The sequence below is a fragment of the Noviherbaspirillum humi genome (assembly GCF_900188095.1).
Classification (GTDB): Bacteria; Pseudomonadota; Gammaproteobacteria; order Burkholderiales; family Burkholderiaceae_D; genus Noviherbaspirillum; species Noviherbaspirillum humi.
Genome location: NZ_FZOT01000012.1, coordinates 132540 through 155381, shown reverse-complemented (window position 1 = coordinate 155381; position 22842 = coordinate 132540). Strand labels below are relative to the sequence as shown.

General features: G+C 61.1%; 30 protein-coding genes. 27 read left to right on the top strand and 3 right to left on the bottom strand.

What is annotated here, in order from left to right; genetic code table 11:
- Positions 1–4: 4 nt before the first annotated feature.
- From rplX to CHB88_RS16665, 22 genes are all read left to right on the top strand, one after another.
- Positions 5–319 (top strand): 50S ribosomal protein L24, encoded by a 315-nt coding sequence (gene rplX, locus CHB88_RS16770; RefSeq protein ID WP_089400490.1) that lies wholly within the window; start codon positions 5–7, stop codon positions 317–319.
- A 5-nt stretch (positions 320–324) separates the two neighbouring features.
- Positions 325–864, top strand: coding sequence for a 50S ribosomal protein L5 (gene rplE / locus CHB88_RS16765; RefSeq protein WP_089400489.1), 540 nt, complete (start codon positions 325–327; stop codon positions 862–864).
- Positions 865–871: 7 nt separating this feature from the next.
- Positions 872–1177, top strand: coding sequence for a 30S ribosomal protein S14 (gene rpsN, locus CHB88_RS16760; protein WP_089400488.1), 306 nt, complete (start codon positions 872–874; stop codon positions 1175–1177).
- Positions 1178–1191: 14 nt separating this feature from the next.
- On the top strand, positions 1192–1587 hold the full coding sequence (rpsH, locus tag CHB88_RS16755) for a 30S ribosomal protein S8 (protein ID WP_089400487.1): 396 nt from the start codon (positions 1192–1194) through the stop codon (positions 1585–1587).
- Between the two features lie 10 nt (positions 1588–1597).
- Positions 1598–2131, top strand: a complete 534-nt coding sequence (gene rplF, locus CHB88_RS16750) for a 50S ribosomal protein L6 (RefSeq protein ID WP_089400486.1) — start codon at positions 1598–1600, stop codon at positions 2129–2131.
- A gap of 12 nt (positions 2132–2143) precedes the next feature.
- The gene (gene rplR / locus CHB88_RS16745; protein WP_089400485.1) at positions 2144–2506 is read left to right on the top strand and encodes a 50S ribosomal protein L18; all 363 of its coding nucleotides are present in this window, start codon (positions 2144–2146) and stop codon (positions 2504–2506) included.
- A gap of 11 nt (positions 2507–2517) precedes the next feature.
- On the top strand, positions 2518–3039 hold the full coding sequence (rpsE, locus tag CHB88_RS16740; RefSeq protein WP_089400484.1) for a 30S ribosomal protein S5: 522 nt from the start codon (positions 2518–2520) through the stop codon (positions 3037–3039).
- Positions 3040–3047: 8 nt separating this feature from the next.
- Positions 3048–3227 (top strand): 50S ribosomal protein L30, encoded by a 180-nt coding sequence (gene rpmD / locus CHB88_RS16735; protein WP_088710696.1) that lies wholly within the window; start codon positions 3048–3050, stop codon positions 3225–3227.
- 27 nt (positions 3228–3254) lie between these two features.
- Positions 3255–3686 (top strand): 50S ribosomal protein L15, encoded by a 432-nt coding sequence (rplO, locus tag CHB88_RS16730; protein ID WP_089400483.1) that lies wholly within the window; start codon positions 3255–3257, stop codon positions 3684–3686.
- A 25-nt stretch (positions 3687–3711) separates the two neighbouring features.
- Positions 3712–5043 (top strand): preprotein translocase subunit SecY, encoded by a 1332-nt coding sequence (gene secY / locus CHB88_RS16725; protein WP_089400482.1) that lies wholly within the window; start codon positions 3712–3714, stop codon positions 5041–5043.
- Positions 5044–5066: 23 nt separating this feature from the next.
- The gene (gene infA, locus CHB88_RS16720) at positions 5067–5285 is read left to right on the top strand and encodes a translation initiation factor IF-1 (RefSeq protein ID WP_005663428.1); all 219 of its coding nucleotides are present in this window, start codon (positions 5067–5069) and stop codon (positions 5283–5285) included.
- A gap of 33 nt (positions 5286–5318) precedes the next feature.
- Complete coding sequence (gene rpmJ, locus CHB88_RS16715) at positions 5319–5432, top strand: 50S ribosomal protein L36 (RefSeq protein ID WP_089400481.1); 114 nt, start codon at positions 5319–5321, stop codon at positions 5430–5432.
- 29 nt (positions 5433–5461) lie between these two features.
- Complete coding sequence (rpsM, locus tag CHB88_RS16710) at positions 5462–5827, top strand: 30S ribosomal protein S13 (protein WP_089400480.1); 366 nt, start codon at positions 5462–5464, stop codon at positions 5825–5827.
- A 38-nt stretch (positions 5828–5865) separates the two neighbouring features.
- Complete coding sequence (gene rpsK / locus CHB88_RS16705; protein WP_089400479.1) at positions 5866–6270, top strand: 30S ribosomal protein S11; 405 nt, start codon at positions 5866–5868, stop codon at positions 6268–6270.
- Between the two features lie 153 nt (positions 6271–6423).
- Positions 6424–7047 carry a 30S ribosomal protein S4 gene (rpsD, locus tag CHB88_RS16700; RefSeq protein WP_089400478.1) on the top strand — a complete coding sequence of 208 codons (624 nt, stop codon included), beginning with the start codon at positions 6424–6426 and terminating at the stop codon, positions 7045–7047.
- Between the two features lie 98 nt (positions 7048–7145).
- The gene (locus CHB88_RS16695; RefSeq protein ID WP_089400477.1) at positions 7146–8123 is read left to right on the top strand and encodes a DNA-directed RNA polymerase subunit alpha; all 978 of its coding nucleotides are present in this window, start codon (positions 7146–7148) and stop codon (positions 8121–8123) included.
- A gap of 191 nt (positions 8124–8314) precedes the next feature.
- Entirely contained in the window at positions 8315–8710 is a 396-nt protein-coding gene (rplQ, locus tag CHB88_RS16690; RefSeq protein ID WP_089400476.1) for a 50S ribosomal protein L17, read from the top strand.
- 120 nt (positions 8711–8830) lie between these two features.
- Complete coding sequence (locus tag CHB88_RS16685) at positions 8831–9760, top strand: ATP-binding cassette domain-containing protein (RefSeq protein ID WP_089400475.1); 930 nt, start codon at positions 8831–8833, stop codon at positions 9758–9760.
- The gene (locus CHB88_RS16680; protein ID WP_089400474.1) at positions 9753–10547 is read left to right on the top strand and encodes an ABC transporter permease; all 795 of its coding nucleotides are present in this window, start codon (positions 9753–9755) and stop codon (positions 10545–10547) included. The genes CHB88_RS16685 and CHB88_RS16680 overlap by 8 nt, the downstream gene beginning before the upstream one ends.
- A 13-nt stretch (positions 10548–10560) precedes the next feature.
- A complete protein-coding gene (gene cutA, locus CHB88_RS16675; RefSeq protein ID WP_089400473.1) occupies positions 10561–10893 on the top strand; it encodes a divalent-cation tolerance protein CutA in 333 nt (110 codons plus the stop codon).
- Complete coding sequence (dsbD, locus tag CHB88_RS16670; RefSeq protein WP_089400472.1) at positions 10886–12691, top strand: protein-disulfide reductase DsbD; 1806 nt, start codon at positions 10886–10888, stop codon at positions 12689–12691. The genes cutA and dsbD overlap by 8 nt, the downstream gene beginning before the upstream one ends.
- Before the next feature lie 134 nt (positions 12692–12825).
- The gene (locus CHB88_RS16665) at positions 12826–13464 is read left to right on the top strand and encodes a peroxiredoxin (protein ID WP_089400471.1); all 639 of its coding nucleotides are present in this window, start codon (positions 12826–12828) and stop codon (positions 13462–13464) included.
- Between the two features lie 70 nt (positions 13465–13534).
- Here CHB88_RS16665 and hemB read toward each other — a convergent pair whose 3' ends face one another.
- Together hemB and yihA are read right to left on the bottom strand one after the other, a co-directional pair.
- On the bottom strand, positions 13535–14548 hold the full coding sequence (gene hemB, locus CHB88_RS16660; protein WP_089400470.1) for a porphobilinogen synthase: 1014 nt from the start codon (positions 14546–14548) through the stop codon (positions 13535–13537).
- A gap of 241 nt (positions 14549–14789) precedes the next feature.
- On the bottom strand, positions 14790–15464 hold the full coding sequence (yihA, locus tag CHB88_RS16655) for a ribosome biogenesis GTP-binding protein YihA/YsxC (protein ID WP_089400508.1): 675 nt from the start codon (positions 15462–15464) through the stop codon (positions 14790–14792).
- A 197-nt stretch (positions 15465–15661) separates the two neighbouring features.
- On the opposite strand from yihA, the gene CHB88_RS16650 reads away from it, so the two are divergent.
- The 5 genes from CHB88_RS16650 (at position 15662) to CHB88_RS16630 (ending at position 21535) form a co-directional block, all read left to right on the top strand.
- Positions 15662–16321: a c-type cytochrome gene (locus tag CHB88_RS16650; RefSeq protein ID WP_089400469.1), complete on the top strand. Its 660-nt coding sequence runs from the start codon at positions 15662–15664 to the stop codon at positions 16319–16321.
- 67 nt (positions 16322–16388) lie between these two features.
- Positions 16389–18551: a cytochrome c biogenesis protein ResB gene (locus CHB88_RS16645; RefSeq protein WP_089400468.1), complete on the top strand. Its 2163-nt coding sequence runs from the start codon at positions 16389–16391 to the stop codon at positions 18549–18551.
- Between the two features lie 19 nt (positions 18552–18570).
- Positions 18571–19722, top strand: coding sequence for a c-type cytochrome biogenesis protein CcsB (gene ccsB / locus CHB88_RS16640; protein WP_089400467.1), 1152 nt, complete (start codon positions 18571–18573; stop codon positions 19720–19722).
- Positions 19723–19844: 122 nt separating this feature from the next.
- A complete protein-coding gene (msrP, locus tag CHB88_RS16635; RefSeq protein WP_089400466.1) occupies positions 19845–20825 on the top strand; it encodes a protein-methionine-sulfoxide reductase catalytic subunit MsrP in 981 nt (326 codons plus the stop codon).
- Positions 20826–20893: 68 nt separating this feature from the next.
- Positions 20894–21535, top strand: a complete 642-nt coding sequence (locus tag CHB88_RS16630) for a protein-methionine-sulfoxide reductase heme-binding subunit MsrQ (protein WP_089400465.1) — start codon at positions 20894–20896, stop codon at positions 21533–21535.
- A gap of 15 nt (positions 21536–21550) precedes the next feature.
- Here the strand turns inward: CHB88_RS16630 and lysA are convergent, their stop codons facing one another.
- A complete protein-coding gene (lysA, locus tag CHB88_RS16625) occupies positions 21551–22834 on the bottom strand; it encodes a diaminopimelate decarboxylase (protein ID WP_089400464.1) in 1284 nt (427 codons plus the stop codon).
- Positions 22835–22842: the final 8 nt, after the last annotated feature.

The following is a 22842-nucleotide window of genomic DNA, read 5'->3' as shown; positions in this document are numbered from 1 at the left end:
CGACATGAACAAGATTCGCAAAAACGACGAAGTTATCGTTTTGACCGGCAAAGACAAAGGCAAGCGTGGCGTAGTCAAGGCCCGTGTCGATGCAGATTACGTAATCGTGGAAGGTGTCAACGTCGCCAAGAAGGCGGTTCGTCCGAACCCGATGACCGGCGCTACCGGTGGCATCGTCGACAAGGAAATGCCGATCCACGTGTCTAACGTCGCCCTGTTCAATGCCGCGACCGGCAAGGCGGACCGCGTTGGCGTGAAAAACGTCGACGGCAAGAATGTCCGTATCTTCCGCTCCAACGGCGAAGTTGTGAAGGCTTAAACATCATGGCTCGTTTGCAAGAAGTCTACAAAAACAAGGTCGTCGGTGAGCTGACCAAGAAGTTCGGTTACAAGTCGCCGATGCAAGTGCCCCGCATCACCAAGATCACCCTGAATATGGGTCTGTCCGAGGCGGTGGCCGACAAGAAGATCATTGAGCACGCTGTCGGCGATATGACCAAGATCGCCGGTCAGAAGCCAGTCGTGACCAAGGCCCGCAAAGCTATTGCAGGTTTCAAGATCCGCGAAGGCTACCCGATCGGCTGCATGGTGACTCTGCGTGGTGCCCGCATGTACGAATTTCTGGATCGCCTGATCACCGTCGCGCTGCCGCGCGTGCGTGACTTCCGTGGCGTGTCCGGTCGTGCCTTCGACGGTCGTGGCAACTACAACATCGGTGTGAAAGAGCAGATCATTTTCCCCGAGATCGAGTACGACAAGATCGATGCGCTGCGTGGCATGAACATCAGCATCACCACCACCGCGAAGACCGACGAAGAAGCGAAAGCTCTCCTCGCCGAATTCAAATTCCCGTTCAGAAACTGAGGATGCCATGGCAAAACTGGCACTGATTAACCGCGAACAGAAGCGTGCGGACCTGGTCAAGAAATACGCCGGCAAGCGCGCCGAGCTGAAGGCTGTGATTGCTGACCAATCGAAGTCAGAGGAAGAGCGCTATGAAGCTCGCCTCAAGCTGCAGGCGCTGCCGCGCAATGCGAACCCGACCCGCCAGCGCAATCGCTGCTCCCTGACCGGACGTCCCCGCGGGACCTTCCGCAAGTTCGGCCTGGCCCGTACCAAACTCCGTGAAACCGCCATGCGTGGCGAGATTCCCGGTATGACCAAAGCAAGCTGGTAATAGGAGAAGATGCAATGAGTATGAGCGATCCTATCGCCGACATGTTGACCCGTATCCGCAACGCGCAGGGCGTCCAGAAGACCACCGTCGCGATGCCGTCTTCCAAGGTCAAGGTTGCCATCGCAACCGTGCTGAAGGATGAGGGATACATTGAAGACTACGCCGTCTCCGAAGCGGACGGCAAGGCAGAACTCAAGATCGGCCTGAAGTACTACGCTGGCCGTCCTGTGATCGAGCGCCTCGAGCGCGTGTCCCGTCCCGGCCTGCGCATCTACAAAGGCAAGGATGACATCCCCAATGTGATGAACGGTCTCGGTGTGGCTATCGTTTCCACTCCCAAGGGCGTCATGACAGACCGTAAGGCGCGTGCAACCGGCGTCGGCGGTGAAGTTATCTGCTACGTCGCTTAAGGAGTGCACAATGTCTCGCGTAGGTAAAATGCCGATCGTGTTGGCTCAGGGCGTGGAAGTCACGATCTCTGCCGACCGTATCGTAGTCAAGGGACCGCTGGGCACGCTGACGCTGCCGCTGACCGGTCAAGTCAAAGTCGAAAACGACAACGGCACGCTGAAGCTCACGCCGGCCGACGACAGCCGCGAAGCAAATGCGATGTCCGGCACCGTGCGTGCGCTGCTGAACAACATGGTTCAGGGCGTGACGAAAGGTTTCGAGAAGCGTCTGAGTCTGGTTGGCGTGGGTTATCGTGCCCAGGCCCAAGGCAACGCGCTCAACCTGTCCCTCGGTTTCTCGCACCCGGTGGTGCACCAGATGCCTGAAGGCGTCAAGTGCGAAACCCCGAGCCAGACGGAAATCGTGATTAAGGGGATCGACAAGCAGAAAGTCGGTCAGACCGCCGCTGAAGTTCGCGCGTACCGCGAACCCGAGCCTTACAAGGGCAAGGGTGTGCGTTACCAGAACGAGGTGGTGACGCTCAAAGAAACCAAGAAGAAGTAAAAGGGGTTGACGATGGACAAGAAACAATCGCGTCTGCGTCGTGCACGCCAAACCCGTGCAAAGATCGCGGAACTCAAGGTGAACCGCTTGGCGGTACATCGCACCAACCTGCACATTTACGCAAACATCATCGGACCGGATTCCACGGTCCTGGCCTCGGCTTCCACTCTCGAAGCTGAAGTGCGTCAGCAACTGGCTGGCCAGTCAGGCAAAGGCGGCAACACCGCCGCAGCCGCGCTGGTGGGCAAGCGTGTCGCGGAAAAGGCGTTGAAGGCAGGTATCGAGCAGGTAGCTTTCGACCGTTCCGGTTTCCGCTACCACGGTCGCGTCAAGGCAGTCGCCGACGCTGCCCGTGAAGCCGGTCTGAAGTTCTAAGGAAAACTGTCATGGCAAAGATGCAAGGCAAAGTGCAGCAAGGCGAAGAGCGCGACGACGGTTTGCGCGAGAAGATGATCGCCGTGAACCGCGTCACCAAAGTGGTGAAGGGCGGCCGGATCATGGGCTTCGCGGCTCTCGTGGTGGTTGGTGACGGCGATGGCCGCATCGGCATGGGCAAAGGCAAGTCGAAGGAAGTGCCGGTGGCCGTTCAAAAGGCGATGGAAGAAGCTCGTCGCAAGATGATCAAGGTCACGCTGAAGAACGGTACGCTGCAGCACACCGTGAACGGCAAGCATGGCGCTTCCTCCGTGATGATTTCGCCGGCCAAGGACGGTACGGGCGTCATCGCCGGCGGTCCGATGCGCGCGATCTTCGAAGTCATGGGCGTGACCAACGTCGTGGCGAAGTCGAATGGCTCGACCAACCCGTACAATATGGTCCGCGCGACCATTGACGGCTTGTCGAAGATGAACACGCCTTCCGAGATTGCTGCCAAGCGCGGCAAGTCGGTTGAAGAAATTCTCGGCTGAGGTTAACTATGGCGAACACTATCAAAGTCAAGCTGGTCAAAGGCCTTATCGGAACTCGTCAGGACCACCGTGCCACCGTGCGCGGTCTCGGCCTGCGTCGCGTGAACTCGGTGTCCGAACTGCAGGACACTCCGGCAGTACGCGGCATGATCAACAAGGTAGCTTATCTCGTGAAGGTAGTCTCCTAAGACTCCGGTCTGGGAGCGAATCAAATCATGGAATTGAACAACATTCAACCCGCAGCTGGCGCCAAGCACGCCAAGCGTCGCGTTGGCCGTGGTATCGGCTCCGGTCTGGGCAAGACCGCCGGCCGTGGTCACAAGGGACAGAAATCCCGTTCCGGCGGTTTCCACAAGGTTGGCTTCGAAGGCGGTCAGATGCCTCTGCAGCGCCGTCTGCCGAAGCGTGGCTTCAAGTCGCTGGCCACTCCGTACAAAGCGGAAGTGCGTCTGTCCGACCTGGCATCGCTGCCGGTCGAGGACATCGACCTGCTGGCACTGAAGCAAGCTGGCCTGGTTCATGAGCTTGCTCGTGTCGTGCGTGTCATCAAGTCCGGCGAGTTGACCAAAAAGGTCAACCTGAAGGGCCTGATTGCCACCAAGGGCGCGAAGGAAGCGATTGAAGCAGCAGGCGGCACGCTTGCATAAGCAGTTTTCGAGCTTGGAGCGTTAATTGGCGACCTCTCCCCAACTCGCGAAGAGTGCAGCAAGCGGTTTTCCATGGGGGCGCCTGTGGTTCCTGCTGGCTGCCCTGGTGGTGTACCGCGTTGGTGCCCACATTCCGGTGCCGGGCATTGATCCGACTCAGTTGTCCGAACTGTTCAAGCAGAACCAGGGCGGCATTCTGGGGATGTTCAACATGTTTTCCGGTGGCGCCTTGTCGCGCTTTACCATTTTCGCGCTCGGCATCATGCCGTACATCTCGGCCTCGATCATCATGCAGTTGCTGTCGATCGTTTCGCCGCAGCTGGAAGCGCTGAAGAAGGAAGGCGAAGCCGGGCGGCGTAAGATTACCCAGTACACCCGTTACGGGACACTGGTGCTTGCGACGTTCCAGGCGTTGGGTATTGCAGTCGCTCTCGAATCGCAGGCGGGTCTGGTCATCGATCCGGGTCTGGCGTTCCGCTTCACGACCATCGTGACGCTGGTGACGGGCACCATGTTCCTGATGTGGCTGGGTGAGCAAATCACCGAGCGAGGTCTGGGCAACGGTATCTCCATCATCATCTTCGCGGGTATCGCGGCGGGACTGCCGAATGCCCTCGGCGGCTTGTTCGAACTGGTTCGCACCGGTGCAATGAGTGCGCTGTCGGCGATTCTGATTTGTGCGATCGTCGCTGTGGTCACGTTCCTGGTGGTGTTCATCGAGCGTGGTCAACGCAAGATTCTGGTGAACTACGCCAAGCGTCAAGTCGGCAACAAGATCTACGGCGGCCAAAGCAGTCATTTGCCGCTGAAGCTGAATATGGCGGGCGTCATCCCTCCGATCTTCGCTTCGTCGATCATCCTGTTTCCGGCAACGATCACCAGCTGGTTCACCTCGGGCGACACCACGAATCCCTTCGTGCGTTTCCTGAAGGACCTGGCTGCGTCGCTGGCGCCAGGCGAGCCGATTCATGCGCTGCTCTATGCAGTTGCGATCGTCTTCTTCTGTTTCTTTTACACGGCACTGGTATTCAACAGCCGTGAAACGGCAGACAACTTGAAGAAGAGCGGCGCTTTCGTTCCAGGCATCCGTCCGGGCGAGCAGACTGCACGCTACATCGACCGCATTCTGATGCGTTTGACTCTGGCTGGCGCGGTGTACATCACATTGGTGTGCCTGTTGCCTGAATTTCTGATTGCGCGCTGGAAGGTGCCGTTCTACTTCGGTGGCACGTCGTTGCTGATTATCGTAGTGGTTACCATGGACTTCATGGCCCAGGTACAAAACTACGTGATGTCTCAACAATACGAGTCCTTGTTGCGCAAGGCGAACTTCAAAGGCGGACTTCCGACGCGATAAGGCGAAGGAGAACGAGCGAACGCATGGCAAAAGACGACGTTATTCAGATGCAGGGTGAGATTCTGGAGAATCTGCCGAACGCAACATTCCGGGTGAAGCTGGAAAACGGACATGTGGTCCTGGGACACATTTCCGGTAAGATGCGGATGAACTACATCCGCATCCTTCCCGGGGACAAGGTCACCGTAGAGCTGACACCGTACGATTTGAGCAGGGCACGCATCGTGTTCCGCACCAAGTAAAAGCAAACTAGAACTGGAAGAAAGAGGGCAAAAATGAAAGTGCTCGCATCCGTAAAGCGGATCTGCCGCAACTGCAAAGTTATCAAGCGCAAAGGCGTCGTTCGCGTCATCTGCACCGAGCCGCGTCACAAGCAGCGCCAAGGTTAATATCAGATTACCGATCAAGGAAATAACGAATGGCACGTATTGCAGGGGTCAACATCCCCAACCACCAGCACACCGTTATCGGCCTGACCGCCATCTACGGTATTGGCCGTCCGCGCGCTGAACAGATCTGCGCCACCACCGGCGTTGCGACCAACAAGAAGGTCAAGGATCTGGACGACAACGAGCTCGAGAAGCTGCGCGATGAAATCGGCAAGTTCGTCGTCGAAGGCGACCTGCGCCGCGAACTGTCGATGAACATCAAGCGTCTGATGGACCTCGGCTGCTACCGCGGCCTGCGCCATCGCAAGGGCTTGCCGGTCCGCGGCCAGCGTACCCGCACCAATGCACGTACCCGCAAGGGCCCGCGCAAGGCTGCTCAGTCGCTGAAGAAATAAGCCGATCGGCCAACAAGTCACCGATTTAAGGAAACGTAATGGCAAAAAGCCCCAACAACGCAGCGGCCGCCCGCGTGCGCAAGAAAGTCAAGAAGAACGTCGCGAAAGGTGTGGCTCACATCCACGCTTCGTTCAACAACACCATCATCACCATCACCGACCGTCAGGGCAACGCTCTGTCGTGGGCGACTTCGGGTGGTGCCGGCTTCAAGGGATCGCGCAAGTCCACCCCGTTCGCCGCTCAGGTCGCAGCCGAAGCTGCAGGCAAAGTGGCAATGGAATATGGCGTGAAGAACCTCGAAGTTCGCATCAAGGGCCCGGGCCCGGGCCGCGAATCTGCGGTTCGCGCCCTGAACGGCCTTGGCATCAAGATCACCCAGATCCAGGACGTCACGCCGGTTCCGCACAACGGCTGCCGTCCGCCGAAGCGCCGCCGCATCTAATTCGCGGCTGTTCTATAATGCAGTTTGCGACCCGCCAGCAGCTTTGGCGGGTTTTGTTCGTAAGACCACCGTTCGGTTCGCAACGCGACCGGACTAGCGCCTGTCGATTCTGAAAGATCGTTCTGGGGCGTCATATCATCAAAGGAAATCAACGTGGCACGTTATATCGGACCCAAAGCAAAACTTTCCCGTCGCGAAGGCACGGACCTGTTCCTCAAGAGCGCCCGCCGCTCGCTGGATTCCAAGTGCAAACTGGATTCCAAGCCCGGCCAGCATGGCCGCACCTCCGGCGCCCGTACCTCCGACTACGGCAACCAGCTCCGCGAGAAGCAGAAGGTCAAGCGCATGTACGGCATCCTGGAGCGCCAGTTCCGCCGCTATTTCGCCGAAGCCGACCGCCGCAAGGGCAACACCGGCGAAAACCTGCTGAAGCTGCTCGAGTCCCGTCTGGACAACGTTGCTTACCGCATGGGCTTCGGCTCCACCCGCGCCGAGGCACGTCAGCTGGTCAGCCACAAGGCCATCACCGTCAACGGCCAGGTCGTGAACATCGCTTCCTACCAGGTTAAGGCGGGCGACGTGGTCGCCGTGCGTGAAAAAGCCAAGAAGCAGGCCCGTATCGTCGAGGCATTGTCCCTCGCCGAGCAGGGCGGCATGCCCTCCTGGGTTGCCGTGGATGCCAAGAAAATGGAAGGCACCTACAAGTCCATGCCGGACCGCTCCGAGATCGCCAACGATGTCAATGAATCGCTGATCGTCGAACTGTATTCGCGCTAATCCGCAGTAAGGTATCCGCCCTCCTTCGGGAGGGCTTTTTTCGTAATGCCATCAGCCTTATCGGTGTAACGAGCCGAGGGTATTGAAAAGGACATTTCATGCAAAACAGCTTGTTGAAGCCCCGTATCATTGAAGTCGAGGCGCTCGGCGCCGGCCACGCGAAGGTGGTCATGGAGCCGTTCGAGCGTGGCTACGGCCACACCCTGGGCAACGCCCTGCGTCGCGTTCTGCTGTCTTCCATGGTGGGCTATGCGCCGACCGAAGTCACCATCGCGGGCGTGGTGCATGAGTACTCTTCACTGGACGGTGTTCAGGAAGACGTTGTCGACATGCTGCTGAACCTGAAGGGCGTCGTCTTCAAGCTGCACAACCGCGACGAGGTCACCCTAAACCTGAAGAAGGAAGGCGAAGGCGCGGTTCTGGCGTCGGACATCGACCTGCCGCACGATGTCGAGCTGATCAATCCGGATCATGTCATTGCCCATCTGACCGCCGGCGGCAAGCTGGACATGCAGATCAAGGTCGAGAAGGGCCGCGGCTATGTACCGGGCAACGTGCGCCGCCTGTCGGAAGATGCAAACAAAACGATCGGCCGCATCATCCTCGACGCTTCCTTCTCGCCGGTTCGCCGCGTCTCCTACGCCGTCGAATCGGCTCGCGTGGAGCAGCGCACCGACCTCGACAAGCTGGTGATGAACATCGAGACCAACGGCGTCGTTTCGCCGGAAGAAGCGATCCGCCAATCGGCTCGCGTACTGGTCGATCAGCTGAATGTGTTCGCCGCCCTGGAAGGCACCGAAGCCGCTGCTGAAGCGCCGTCCCGTGCGCCGTCGGTCGACCCGATCCTGCTGCGTCCGGTTGATGACCTGGAGCTCACCGTCCGTTCGGCGAACTGCCTCAAGGCCGAGAATATCTACTACATCGGCGATCTGATCCAGCGCAGCGAGAACGAACTGCTGAAGACCCCGAACCTCGGCCGCAAGTCGCTCAACGAGATCAAGGAAGTCCTCGCTTCCCGTGGTCTCACCCTGGGCATGAAGCTGGAGAACTGGCCGCCCGCCGGTCTCGAGAAGTAATTGAGCCGCACTCGGCCGGCATGGATGGCGAACTAATTGCTGTCCAAACCGGTCCATTGCGACTACAATGCCGGCGCAGCCGAGAAACACGGGCTGTGCCTGCTTTTTTGTCATCGATATTTACCGGCCCGCGGCCTCCCTGGAAGCCGATAGAAGAGCTGGATTCAAACTAAACCCGAAAGGAAAACACCATGCGTCACCGTCACGGCCTTCGCAAGCTGAACCGTACTTCTTCCCACCGTCTCGCCATGCTGCGCAACATGTCCGTATCGCTGCTGCGCCACGAGGCAATCAAGACCACCCTGCCGAAGGCAAAGGAACTGCGCCGCGTCGTCGAGCCGATCCTGACGCTCGGCAAGACCGACTCCCTGGCGAACAAGCGTCTGGCTTTCTCCCGTCTGCGCGACCGCGAGATCGTGCTCAAGCTCTTCTCCGAACTCGGTCCCCGCTACGCCAACCGCAACGGCGGCTACCTGCGCATCCTGAAGATGGGTTTCCGTCAGGGCGACAACGCACCGATGGCCTTCGTCGAGCTGGTCGATCGTCCGGAAGTCAGCGCCGAAGCTGACGTCCCGACCGCTGAGTAATAAAGTCACCGCGTCAATGTAAAGCCAGGCTGATCGCCTGGCTTTTTGCTTTTCTGGCGCAGCGTGCGTGCGCGGCGTCTGTGGCAAGATGTCGGACTGAAGCGAACTCTGATAGCGGACATGCGCGACGACAGCATCCTGGCAGTCAATCAGCTGCAAAAATTCTACGGCGATGGCGATCAGCGTTTCATCGTGGTCGACGGTCTGACATTCCAATTGCGGCCGGGCGAGTGCTATGGTTTGCTCGGACCGAACGGCGCCGGTAAAACCACCACGCTGCGGCTCTGCCTCGGCCTGACTGAACCCGATGGCGGCAGCATTTCCCTGGTGGGCGAACCCATCCCGGCGCGGGCCCGGCAGGCGAGGGTGCGTGTGGGCGTGGTGCCGCAGGGAGATAATCTCGATCCCGATTTCACCGTGGCAGAAAACCTCCGGGTATTCGGCCGCTACTTCGGCATCGGTGAGAAGGTGATCGAAGAGCGCATTCCCAAGCTGCTGGAATTTGCCAGCCTGACCAGCAAGCGCGACGCCAACATCGGCGAGCTGTCGGGGGGCATGAAGCGGCGTCTGACCCTGGCGCGGGCACTGGTGAACGACCCCGATCTGATCTTCATGGACGAACCCACCACGGGGCTCGATCCGCAGGCGCGGCATCTGATCTGGGAACGGCTGAAGACGCTGCTCAACCAGGGCAAGACCATTCTGCTGACCACCCATTTCATGGATGAAGCCGAGCGTCTCTGCGACCGCCTCGCCGTGATCGATCATGGCCGCCTGATCGCCGAAGGCCCGCCCCGGGAACTCATCCGCCAGCATATCGAATCAGAGGTCGTCGAAGTCTATGGCGAGAATGCACTCGCCTGGCATGCCCAGGGAAAGGAGCTTGCGGCCCGGGTGGAAATCAGTGGCGAGACGGTGTTTTGCTATACCAACGATGCCAAGCCGCTGCTGGAAAGCCTGCAGCACGCTGCCGGGGTGCGCTACCTGCACCGGCCGGCCAATCTGGAAGACCTGTTCCTCAAACTCACTGGAAGGGAAATGCGTGACTGAGACCCGCCGCTCCCATTACAACCTGCCGCAATTTTCGCTTCGCTTCCTGCCGATCTGGCGCCGCAATTTCCTGGTGTGGCGCAAGCTCGCCGTCGCCAGCGTGCTGGGCAATATTGCCGATCCGCTGATCACGCTGGTGGCTTTCGGTTATGGCCTCGGCAGCCTGCTCAAGACCATCGATGGTGTGCCGTACATACAATTCCTTGCCTCCGGCTCGATCTGCATGTCAGTGATGATGGCTGCCTCCTTCGAAGCCCTGTACTCCGCCTTCTCGCGAATGCATGTGCAGAAGACCTGGGAAGCCTTGCTGAATGCGCCGCTGGCGCTGGACGATGTGATACTCGCCGAGATGTTATGGGCCGGCACCAAGTCGCTGTTTTCGGGCACCGCCATCCTCGGCGTCATCTTCCTGCTCGGGATAGGCCTGCATCCGCAATCGCTCGTCGTGCTGCCGCTGTTGTTTCTGATTGGAATGACCTTCGCCTCTCTCGGCTTGGTTGTGAATGCGCTGGCGAAGGGCTACGATTTCTTTACCTATTACTTCACCCTGGTGCTGACGCCGATGATCTTCCTGTCCGGCGTGTATTACCCGGCGAGCCAGTTGCCAGGCTGGCTGCAGTCGCTCGCCAGCCTGTTGCCGCTGAGCGCCGCCGTAAGCCTGATCCGCCCCTTGATTCTGGGCGGCTGGCCAACTGCGCCGCTGGCCAATCTGCTGGTGCTGGCGGCCTACTGCGTTGGCGGCTTCTATGTCGCCACGATATTGACGCGCCGGCGCCTGCTCAAATGACCAAGACGCGACCATGAGCGAAATCCTGATCGTCCTGACCAACCTACCCGACGGGGCCAGCGCCCAAGCGCTGGCTCGGCATATCGTCGAACAGCGCCTCGCCGCCTGCGTCAATATCCTGCCGGGCGTGCGATCCCTATACCGCTGGCAGGGTGCCGTCGAAGAAGCTGCCGAGGTTACGCTGCTGATCAAGACGCCCGCCACCGGCTACGACGCACTCGAAACCGCGATACGGCAGCAGCATCCTTACGACGTGCCCGAAGTCGTCGCCATCCCGGTCAGTGCCGGCTTGCCGGCCTATCTGGCGTGGGTAGCCGACGAAACCCGAGGAAGCCGGCATGCATGACTTCGCCTTCCTGTCGCGGTTGCTGCGCGCCGGACTGCTGGCACTGCTTTTCGCCGTATGGGGCTGGCCGCTGCATGCAGGCGCCGATGAAGACTTCCTGGAACCGGAAAAGGCGTTCAAGTTTTCCGCCCGCATGGCCGATCCGAAGACGGCGGAAGTCAGCTACGACATCGCCGACGGCTACTACATGTACAAGGAGCGCTTCGCCTTCAAGGCCGAGGGCGCGACGCTCGGACCGCCGGATTTTCCGCCGGCCAAGGTCAAGTACGACGACACGTTCAAGAAGGATGTCGAGACCTACCGCAAGCGGGTCACCATACGCATCCCGGTCGAGGCCGCCGGACGCTTCACCCTGACCGCTACCAGCCAGGGGTGCGCCGACAAGGGCTTGTGCTACTCCCCGATCGATACCAGCGCCACGCTTTCGCCCAATGGCGGCGGGCTGCTGGCGGCGATCACCGGCGCGGGCGCCGCCATCGATTCCGCGCCTGTGTCGAACGCCGGCACGCAGGCCGCAGCGAGCCAGCCCGATTCCGACATGGGCCGCATCGAATCCTCGCTCAAAAGCGGTCGCCTGGTGCTCATCGTGCCGCTTTTCCTGCTGCTCGGCATCGGCCTGTCCTTTACGCCCTGTGTGCTGCCGATGGTGCCTATTCTGTCGTTCATCATCGTCGGGGAGGGCAGCCACGTCAGCCGGCGACGGGCGCTGCTGCTGTCGGCCATGTACTCCCTCGGCATGGCCTTGATCTACACGCTGCTCGGCGTGGCCGCCGGCCTGCTCGGCGAGGGCCTTTCGGCGGCGCTGCAAAACCCCTGGATGCTGGGCGCCTTCGCGTTGTTGATGGTGATGCTGTCCTTGTCGATGTTCGGCGTCTATCAGCTGCAAATGCCGGCCGCCATCCAGAACCGGCTCAGCCAGTTGTCGGAGAGGCAGGCCCGGGGCAGGATGCTCGGCGTGTTCACCATGGGAGCGCTTTCCGCCTTGATCGTGGGGCCCTGCGTCGCCGCGCCGCTGGCCGGCGCCCTGGTCTACATCAGCCAGACGCGCGACGTCTTCATCGGCGGCAGCGCGCTCTTCTCGTTGGCCGCCGGCATGAGCGTGCCGCTGCTGCTGGTCGGCCTGTCGGCCGGCGCCTTGCTGCCGCGCGCAGGTAGGTGGATGGAGTCGGTCAAGCATCTGTTCGGCATCCTGATGCTCGGCATGGCGCTGTGGATTCTTTCGCCGATGCTGCCGCCGCAATTGCCGATGTTCGGCTGGGCGGCGCTCGGAATCGGCTTCGGCGCCTACCTCTTGTGGGGCAGGGCAGCAGCCTGGCCGGTGAAGGCAATCGGTTTGCTGCTCGCCGCTTTCGGGCTGGTGCAGCTGGTCGGCGTTGCCACCGGCGGCCGTGACGCGCTGGCGCCGCTGGCGCACCTGACCGGTACAGCATCGCATGCGGTTACGTTTCAGCGCATCAAGTCCGGCGCCGACCTGGATCGGGCCATCGCGCAGGCCGGCGGCAAGCCGGTGATGCTGGACTTCTATGCCGACTGGTGCGTGTCCTGCAAGGAGATGGAGAAGCTGACCTTTTCCGATCCACGCGTACAGCAGCGCTTTGCCGGCATGGTGCTGCTGCAAGCGGACGTCACCGCCAACGACGCCGACGACAAGGCGCTGCTGAAGCGCTTCAGGCTGTTTGGCCCGCCGGGCATCATCTTCTTCGATCGCCAGGGACAGGAAGCGCAGGGCAGGCGGGTCATCGGCTACCAGGACGCCGACAAGTTCCTGCGCAGCGTCGATGCAGCCATCGGCGGCTAAACGCCGCTGCGCAGACTACAATAGCAGCCCGGCTGGACATATATGCAATCTTGCATAAGATTCAAACTTATCTGTCCTTGGACTGCCGGCAGCCGGAAATTATATTTACCACTGGACAAACTCTGGAGACTGCTATGACTCTGCGACTTGGCGATACCGCACCCGATTTCGAACAGGACTCTTCCATCGGCAAGATCCGCTTCCATGAATGGGCAGGCGATTCCTGGGTGGTGCTGTTCTCCCACCCGGCCGACTTCACCCCGGTCTGCACCACCGAGCTCGGCCTGACCGCCAAGCTGAAAGCCGACTTCGACAAGCGCAATGTAAAAGCCATCGCCCTGTCGGTCGACCCGGCCGACAAGCACGTGCAGTGGATCAAGGACATTGAGGAAACCCAGAAGACCGTCGTCGGTTTCCCGATCATCGCCGATGCCGACAAGAAGGTCGCCGAGCTGTACGACATGATCCATCCGAACCAGTCGGAGACCATGACCGTGCGCTCGCTGTTCGTGATCGATCCGAAGAAGAAAGTGCGCCTGATCATCACCTATCCGATGAGCACCGGCCGCAATTTCGACGAAGTACTGCGCGTGATCGACGCATTGCAGTTGACCGATGGCTACACCGTTGCCACTCCGGGCAACTGGCGCAATGGGGATGACGTCATCATTCCGCTGTCGCTGCAGGACGAAGCGGTGATCAAGCAGAAATTCCCGAAAGGCTACACTGCGCCGCGTCCGTATCTGCGCCTCACCCCGCAGCCGAACAAGTAATCCTGCCGGCCCCAGAACAAAGCGCCCGTCATGCGGGCGCTTTTTTTATTTCGGAAGCAGTACGACCGATTCAGGCGGTCTTCAGCCGGCGCGCGATGTCGCGCGCAAAATACGTCAGTACGCCGTCGGCGCCGGCGCGCTTGAAGGCCAGCATGGCTTCCATCATGGCTTTGTCATGGTCCAGCCAGCCGTTTTTCGCGGCGGCTTTGATCATCGCGTATTCGCCGCTGACCTGATAGGCAAAGGTCGGCATGCGGAACTCGTCCTTCACCCGGCGCACGATGTCGAGGTAGGGCATGCCCGGCTTGACCATCACCATGTCGGCGCCCTCGGCGATGTCGAGCGCCACTTCGCGCAGCGCCTCGTCGCTGTTGGCCGGGTCCATCTGGTAAGTGGCCTTGCTGCCCTTGCCCAGGTTGGCCGCGGAGCCGACCGCGTCGCGGAACGGGCCGTAGAAAGCGGAAGCGTATTTGGCGGAGTAGGCCATGATGCGGGTATGGATGTGATGCCGGGATTCCAGCGCGGCGCGCACCGCGCCGATGCGGCCATCCATCATGTCGGACGGGGCGACGATGTCGACGCCGGCATCGGCCTGCACCAGCGCCTGCCGCACCAGCAGGCTCGTGGTTTCGTCGTTGAGGACATAACCGTCGCCGTCGAGCACGCCGTCCTGGCCGTGGCTGGTGTAGGGATCGAGCGCGACGTCGGTCAGGATGCCGAGTTCAGGGAAGCGCGCCTTCAGTTCGCGCACGGCGCGCGGCACCAGGCCTTCCGGATTGGTGGCTTCGATGCCATCCGGCGTCTTCAGGCTGGGGTTGATCACCGGGAAGAGCGCCATCACCGGGATGCCGAGCTCCACGCATTCTTCCGCCACGCCAAGCAGCAGGTCGACCGACAGACGCTCCACGCCCGGCATGGACGCCACCTTCTCGCGCTGATCCTTGCCTTCCTGAATGAAGACGGGATAGATCAGGTCGGCGGCGGTGATCACGTTTTCCCGCATCATGGCGCGGGAGAACGCATCCTTGCGCATGCGGCGCATGCGGATGGCGGGGAATTGGGCAGGGACAGTTGGACGGGACATAGGTTGGATTCGTGAAATGAGCCGAATGCGGCTCAGAAAACATAAAAAACGAGAGCAAACATGAAACTTTTATTTCAGCCTTTCGTCAGATAGGCAGGTGATCACTCACCTCCCGCTTCTCCTCCCTGAGCGGGGCCGTATCGTAGCATTAGCGATAAGGCGTTATTACCCTGGAGATCTTCCCCTTTCTCCAGGGTTTTTTTTGACCTTTCAAAAGCAGCAGTGCGAACGAAGCAGTGCTTCACTCAGCGGTCTTGTCCAGACCCAGCAAGGACAGCAAACGTTCATCCGCTTCCTCGATTCCAGTGCGCTTGATCGCCGAAAACAGCTGCGCCGTGTACGGGAAGGGCTTGCCGGTCTCATCCACATAGCTTTGCAGCACGGTGCGCGCCTGGCGCAGCGCATTGGTGGAGTCATTGCGGTTCAGCTTGTCGGCCTTGGTCAGAAGGCAATGCACCGGCTTGCCGGTTATGGCAAACCACTCCAGCATCTGCAGATCGAGATCGGTGAAGGGCCGGCGCGCGTCCATGATCAGCACCAGCGCGGCCAGCTGCTCGCGGCGCTGGATGTAGTTGCCGAGCAGCGCGTTCCAGTGCTCCTTGGCTGCGCCGGGGACTTCCGCATAGCCATAGCCAGGAAGGTCGACCAGCAGGGCGCGCACTTCGTCCAGGCGGGTCTCATCGTGGCGGTGCTGGCCGACGTGGGCGCCGCCGATGGAAAAGAAGTTGATGTGCTGGGTGCGGCCTGGCGTCTTGGAGGCGAAGGCCAGCCGCTTCTGGTTGCAGAGGATGTTGAGGGCGGTCGACTTGCCGGCGTTGGAACGGCCGGCGAAGGCGATCTCGGGAACCTGGAGTTTGGGCAAATCCCGGAGGTGGTTCACGGTGGTGAAAAAGCGGGCTTGCCAGAGAAGGGACATGTTGAGCGGGAAAATGAGGCGGATGGGCAAAATGCCGGGAAGCTATTGTACAATAAGGGGTTCTTATGATACGCCGCCAGACAGAAGCAAAAGCCTAGCTGCGGTTTCGATCATGCGGCGATGCCGCAGGGATGATGGAGACGCAGCACGAGCCGGGTCGGTAACCAGAATTTTAATATCATGTCCCAGGGGTTTGAATGAATCGTGCGTTTATACCGTTTGTGAAGTCCATGTTCGTTGCGATGCTGGCGGTATCTTCCATCGCTCATGCAGCAGAAGAAAAGGCAGCGCCGAAGGTGGATGCGGCCAAGGGCGAGACCCTCTATGCGAACGGCGACAATGCCCGCAACATCCCGGCCTGCGTGGCCTGCCATGGCGCCGCCGGCAATTCCACTATCGTCCAGAATCCCAAGCTGGCCGCTCAGCATGCCGAGTACGTGGCCAAGCAGCTGTCGGACTTCCGCACGCCCAACCGCAACAATCCGGTGATGACGCCCATCTCCAAGGCGCTCACTGAAGAAGACATGAAGAACATCGCCGCCTATCTCGACCGCCAGGTTCAGAAGCCGGGCGCGGCGAAGAACAAGGATACGATCGACCTGGGCAAAAAGATTTATCGCGCCGGCATTGCCGAGAAGAACGTGCCGGCCTGCGCCGGCTGCCACGGACCTGCGGGCGCCGGCATCCCGGCCCAGTTTGCCCGGCTCGGCGGCCAGCACCAGGAATACACCGTTGCCCAGCTGACCAGCTTCCGCACCGGCGCCCGCAAGAACAGCGCGCAGATGAACACCATCGCCAAGCGCCTGTCGGATGATGAAATCGCGGCCGTGTCGGATTACATCGCCGGCCTGCGATAACAAGACATAGCGAGAAAACAATGGAAGGGGGTGGCGGATGCCGCCCCCTTTGCTTTTTGAAGACATCATGAACACGAGCACATCAGGCGTCCAACTGCAAACGCGCCGGCGCTGGCTGGCCGACGCGGTCGAGCTGCTTTCCTCCATGCGCTTTGCGATCAGCCTGCTGACGCTGATCGCCATCGCTTCCATCATCGGCACCGTGCTCAAGCAGAACGAGCCGATGCCGAACTACGTCAACCAGTTCGGCCCGTTCTGGTTCGACGTCTTCGACAAGCTCGGCCTGTACGCCGTGTACTCGGCCTGGTGGTTCCTGCTGATCATGGCCTTCCTGGTGGTGTCGACCTCGCTCTGCATCGTGCGCAATGCGCCGAAAATGCTGAAGGACATGCGCAGCTGGCGTGAGAACGTGCGCGAGCAGTCGCTGCGCAACTTTCATCATCGCGCCGAATGGAACACGGGTGCCGCGCCTGCAACCCTGACCCAGCAGTTGGCCAATGTGGTTGCCGCCAGCGGCTACAAGGTGAAAGTCCTGGCGCGCAATGAGGCAACCCTGATCAGCGCCAAGCAGGGCGCGGCCAACAAGTGGGGCTACATCTTCGCCCATAGCGCCATCGTCATCATCTGCATCGGCGGCTTGCTGGATTCCGACCTGCCGATCCGCTTCCAGCAATGGATGTATGGCAAGACGCCGTTTGCCGGCAACGGCCTGATCGCCGACATCGGTCCCCAGCATCGCCTCGGCCTCGGCAATCCCACTTTCCGCGCCAACACCCTGATCCCCGAAGGCGCCACCAGCAGTACCGCCGTCATCCCGCAGAAGAACGGCGTGCTGATCCAGGAACTGCCGTTCAGCATTCAGCTCAAGCGCTTCGTCATCGAACATTACTCCACCGGCATGCCGAAGCTTTTCGCCAGCGAAGTGGTGATCCGCGACAACGACACCGGCAAGACCTTTCCCGCCACCATCAAGGTCAACGAACCGCTCATCCACAAGGGCGTGGCGGTGTACCAGTCGAGCTTCGAGGATGGCGGCAGCAAGCTCACCCTGACCGGCTATCCGATGAGCGGAGGCAGCCACGCCACCTTCTCCATCAGAGGCGAGGTTGGCGAATCAACGGCGCTGGGCAGCGGCAAGGAGTACACGGTGGAGTGGTCGGGCTTCCGTCCCTTCAACGTCGAAAACATGGCGCAGGCCGGCCAGGACGTGCGGGCGGTGAATGCTGGCAAAAGCTTCAACGAACGCTTCGGCGCCGGCCTCGACAAGCAGCTCGGCTCGGCGGCGAAGAATGCCAACAGCAAGGACTTGAAGAACGTCGGTCCGAGCGTGCAATACAAGCTGCGCGACAAGACCGGCCAGGCGCGGGAGTATCACAACTACATGCAGCCGGTGCAGGTGGAAGGCGCGTGGGTGTTCCTGACCGGCGTACGCACCTCGCCGGCAGAGCCGTTCCGCTACTTGCGCATTCCAGCCGACGACCAGGACTCGGTGGATGAGTGGATGCGCTTGCGCGCCGCCCTGCAGAATGCCGACCTGCGGGAAAAGGCGGCCCGGCGCTACGCCGACCGCGCCATGCCGGGCAACCGCGAGGATGCGGAGAAGCTGCGCGCCCAATTGCAGCAATCGGCGTCGCGCGGCCTCGGCATTTTCGCCGGCAACGAGCAGCAGGCTGGCTACCTGGCGGTTTCGCGCTTCCTGGAAAAATTGCCAACCGAGGAACAGGAAAAGGCGGCCGACATCTTCATGAAAATCCTGAACGGCACCCTGTGGGAACTGTGGCAGGCGGCGCGCGAGAAGGAAGGTTTGCCGCCGATTGCCGCCGACGACAAGCATGGCCGCTTCCTGCAGCTGGCCGCCAACGCCTACTCGGACGCCTTCTTCTATGGTTCGCCGGTCTACCTGCAACTGAAGGAATTTACCGAAGTCAAAGCTTCTGTTCTCCAGGTAACCCGCTCGCCCGGAAAGAATGTGGTATACCTCGGATGCTTGCTGCTGACGCTTGGCGTTTTCGCCATGTTCTACATCCGCGAACGCCGGCTCTGGATCTGGCTCAAGCCGGAACAGGGCGGCACCCGCGCGCTGATGGCCATGAGCGCCCAGCGCAAGACGCTCGACTTCGAGAAGGAGTTCGAAGCGCTGAAGGCGCGCCTGACCCAGACCGCGGCGCAATCGCCGCAATCGCCGCAATCGCCGCAAGCAGCAGTGAACACAGCGCCGGCCCAGTCGTGATGCCGGTACGGAGAAAGCCATGGAACTGACCCAGACCTCTGCCTATACCGCCCCGCCGGGCTTCTTCCGCCGGCTCGGCATCATCGACTGGCTGTATGCCGCCGCGCTGTTCGCCGGCGCGCTGTTCGCCTTGAACCGCTTCGGCGAATACATGGATGCTTACGAGAAGGGCGTACTGCTGTTGTCGGCGCCGACCTTCGCCTGGCTCGGCTGGACTTGGAAGCCGGTGCGGCCGCTGATGGCGCTGCTGGCGGCCCTCGCCCTGTTCACGATTTCCCTGTACGGCGGCAGCCTCGAGGCGGCCAACCAGAAATTCTTCCTGAAGTACCTGCTGTCGAGCCAGTCGGCCATTCTGTGGATGAGCACGCTGTTCTTCCTCTCCACTCTGTTCTACTGGGGCGGGCTGGCCACGCGCTCCGGATTCGGCAGCGCCATCGGCAGCCGCCTGTGCTGGTCGGCAGTGGTGCTCGGCTTCACCGGCATGCTGGTGCGCTGGTACGAGTCCTACCTCGTCGGCGCCGACATCGGCCACATCCCCATCTCCAACCTGTACGAAGTCTTCATTCTGTTCTGCATGATCACCGCGCTGTTCTACCTGTACTACGAACAGCGCTATGAAACCCGCCAGCTCGGCCCCTTCGTGCTGCTGGTGATTTCCGCCGCGGTCGGCTTCCTGCTCTGGTACACCATCAGCCGCGAGGCATCGGAGATCCAGCCGCTGGTGCCGGCGTTGCAGAGCTGGTGGATGAAAATCCACGTGCCGGCCAACTTCATCGGCTACGGCACCTTCGCGCTGGCCGCCATGGTGGCCGTGGCTTACCTCCTCAAGTCCAAGGGCATGCTGGCCGATCGCCTGCCGTCGCTGGAAGTCCTGGACGACGTGATGTACAAGGCGATCGCGGTCGGCTTCGCCTTTTTCACCATCGCCACCATCCTCGGGGCCCTGTGGGCGGCCGAAGCCTGGGGCGGTTACTGGTCCTGGGATCCGAAGGAGACCTGGGCGCTGATCGTCTGGCTCAACTACGCCGCCTGGCTGCACATGCGGCTGATGAAGGGCCTGCGCGGACAGATGGCGGCCTGGTGGGCGCTGGTCGGCCTGGTGGTGACGACATTCGCCTTCCTCGGCGTCAACATGTTTCTTTCGGGCCTGCATTCTTACGGCCAGCTGTAATGCCGAGGCAGTCTGGCGCATGCTCGTGCTGGAAGCGGTAAGCTTGTTGGCCAGCCAGGCCCGGCACCTGCCGGTCTGGATATTGCATCGCCAACTTCATTCATGAAGGGATGGGAGCAGACATGTTGATCAAGCGCCAACCTAACGGGATCGATCTCCCGTTCTCCTCTGAGATCACGCCGCGCGAGATTTTCGAATCGCGCCGCGACTTCATCAAGCAGCTCGCGCTCGGCCCCATCGCCGGCGGGGCGCTGGCCGAGATGGCCTTGCGCGAAGCCTTCGCGCAGACCCCCGGTGCGCAGAAGCTCGCTGCCAAGCAGAACAGCGCCTATGTGGTGATGGACAAGCCCACTGCCTTCAAGGACGCCACCACCTACAACAATTTCTACGAGTTCGGCACCGACAAGGCGGACCCGGCGCACCACGCCGGCACGCTCAAGCCGCGTCCCTGGACCATTGCCATCGAAGGCGAAGTAAAGAAGCCGATGACGCTGGACCTGGATGCGCTGCTCAAGCTGGCGCCGCTGGAAGAGCGCATCTACCGGCTGCGCTGCGTGGAGGGGTGGTCCATGGTGATTCCCTGGACCGGCTACTCCTTTGCCGAAATCATCAAGAAAGCGGAGCCGACCGGCAATGCCAAGTTCGTGGAATTCACCACCCTGGCCGACAAGAAGCAGATGCCGGGACTGGGCAGCCCGGTGCTGGAATGGCCTTACGTCGAAGGCTTGCGCATGGATGAAGCCAACCATCCGCTCACGCTGCTGGCAGTCGGCATGTACGGCGAGGTGCTGCCCAATCAGAACGGCGCGCCGGTGCGCATCGTCGTGCCATGGAAGTACGGCTTCAAGTCCGCCAAGTCCATCGTCAAGATCCGCTTCACCCGCGAGCAGCCCAAGACCGCCTGGAACGTCTCGGCGCCGCAGGAGTATGGCTTCTATTCCAACGTCAATCCGGACGTGGACCATCCGCGCTGGTCGCAGGCGACGGAGCGCCGCATCGGCGAAGACGGTTTTCTCGCTCGCAAGCGCAAGACGCTCATGTTCAACGGCTACAGCGATGTCGCTTCGCTGTACACAGGCATGGACCTGAAAAAGTTCTTCTGACGTTTTCCATCCTGCCGTCGTCCCGCGCCGGCGAATGCGCCGGCGCGCTCCACCAGGAGTGATCCCGCATGTTCAATCCGACCGCGCGCCAGCTGCAGCTGTTCAAGGTAATCGTTTTCATTGCTGCCCTGATTCCCCTTGGCCGGCTGGTGTTGTTCGGCTTCACCGACCGCCTCGGCGCCAACCCGATCGAATTCATCACCCGCAGCACCGGCGACTGGACCTTGTACTTCATCGCCATCACGCTGGCGGTGACGCCGCTGCGGCGGCTCAGCGGATGGAATTGGGTGCTCAGGCTGCGCCGCATGATCGGCCTGTTTGCCTTCTTCTACGCGACGCTGCATTTCATGACCTTCCTCTGGTTCGACCATTTCTTCGACCTGGCGGAAATGTGGAAGGATGTGCTCAAGCGCCCCTTCATCACCGTCGGCTTCACGGCCTTCGTGCTGCTGATTCCGCTGGCGGCAACCAGCACCAACGGCATGCTGCGACGTTTGGGCGGCAAGCGCTGGCAGGCGCTGCACCGGCTGGTTTATCTGATCGCCGGGCTCGGCATTCTGCATTTTTGGTGGATGAAGGCCGGGAAGAACGACTTTGCCCAGCCCATCCTGCTGGGATCCATCATTGGCGTGCTGCTGCTGCTGCGGGTGTACTGGAAGGTGACGCAGCCGAAGGGCCGGAAGGTGCCGGCGCGGCCGGCTGCGTCCTGAGGAGGCGGGTAGGAATCAGCGCGGAATGGATTCCAGGGCGAACAATTCCTGCGGGGTTTCACGCTTGCGTATCAGGTGCGCCTTGTCGCCGTCCACCATGACTTCCGCCGCGCGGCCGCGGGTGTTGTAGTTGGATGCCATGGTCATGCCGTAGGCGCCGGCAGACATGATGGCCAGCAGATCGCCCTGCGCGATGGCGAGGGTGCGCTGGCGCGCCAGCCAGTCGCCCGATTCGCATACCGGACCGACCACGTCGTAGACCTTCGCTTCTTCACCGCGCTGGGCCACGGTACGCACGTCGTGGAAGGCTTCGTACATCGCCGGACGCATCAGGTCGTTCATCGCCGCATCGACAATCGCGAAATTCTTGTCGGCGCCATGCTTCAGGAATTGCACTTCCGTCAGCAGGATGCCGGCATTGCCGGAGATGGAGCGGCCCGGCTCGAACATGACCTTGATGGGCGCGCCGCCGTGCTTCTCGCGCCGCCAGGCGTCGATGCGGGCGAACAGCCGGTTCAGGTAGTCGCTCACCGCCACCGGCTTTTCGTCGGCATAGGTGATGCCAATGCCGCCGCCGATGTCCAGATGGTCCAGGACGATGCCTTCAGTGGCAAGCTGATCGATCAGTTCGATCACCTTGTCCAGCGCTTCCAGCAGCGGCGCATCGTCCAGCAACTGCGAGCCGATATGGCAATCAATGCCGGTAACCTCGATGTGCTTCAGGTCGGCTGCGACGCGGTAAGTCGCCAGCGAATCTTCGAAGGCGATGCCGAACTTGTTTTCTTTCAGGCCGGTAGAAATGTAGGGATGGGTCTTTGCGTCCACGTTCGGATTCACCCGCAGCGAGACGCGCGCCTTGCGGCCCATTTCGCCCGCCACCTCGTTCAGGCGGTGCAGCTCGGGGATGGATTCGACGTTGAAGCACAGGATGTCGTGCGACAGCGCCAGCCGCATTTCCTCGCGGCTCTTGCCGACGCCGGAAAAAATCACCTTGCGCGGATCGCCGCCGGCGGCAATCACCCGCTGCAGCTCGCCGCCGGAGACGATGTCGAAGCCGGAGCCCAGGCCGGCCAGCAGGTTCAGGACCGCCAGGTTGGAATTGGACTTCACCGAGTAGCACACCAGCGCATCGCGCTCGCTGCGGCCATTGGCCTTGCAAGCAGTGGCGTAGGCGGCATAGTGGTCGCTGAAGGCGGCCTTCGAGTAGACATAGACCGGGGTGCCGAATTGCCGGGCAATGTCGGCAAGCGGCACGCCCTCGGCGTACAGGGCGCCGTGCTGATAGGAGAAATAGGACATGTTGCTGG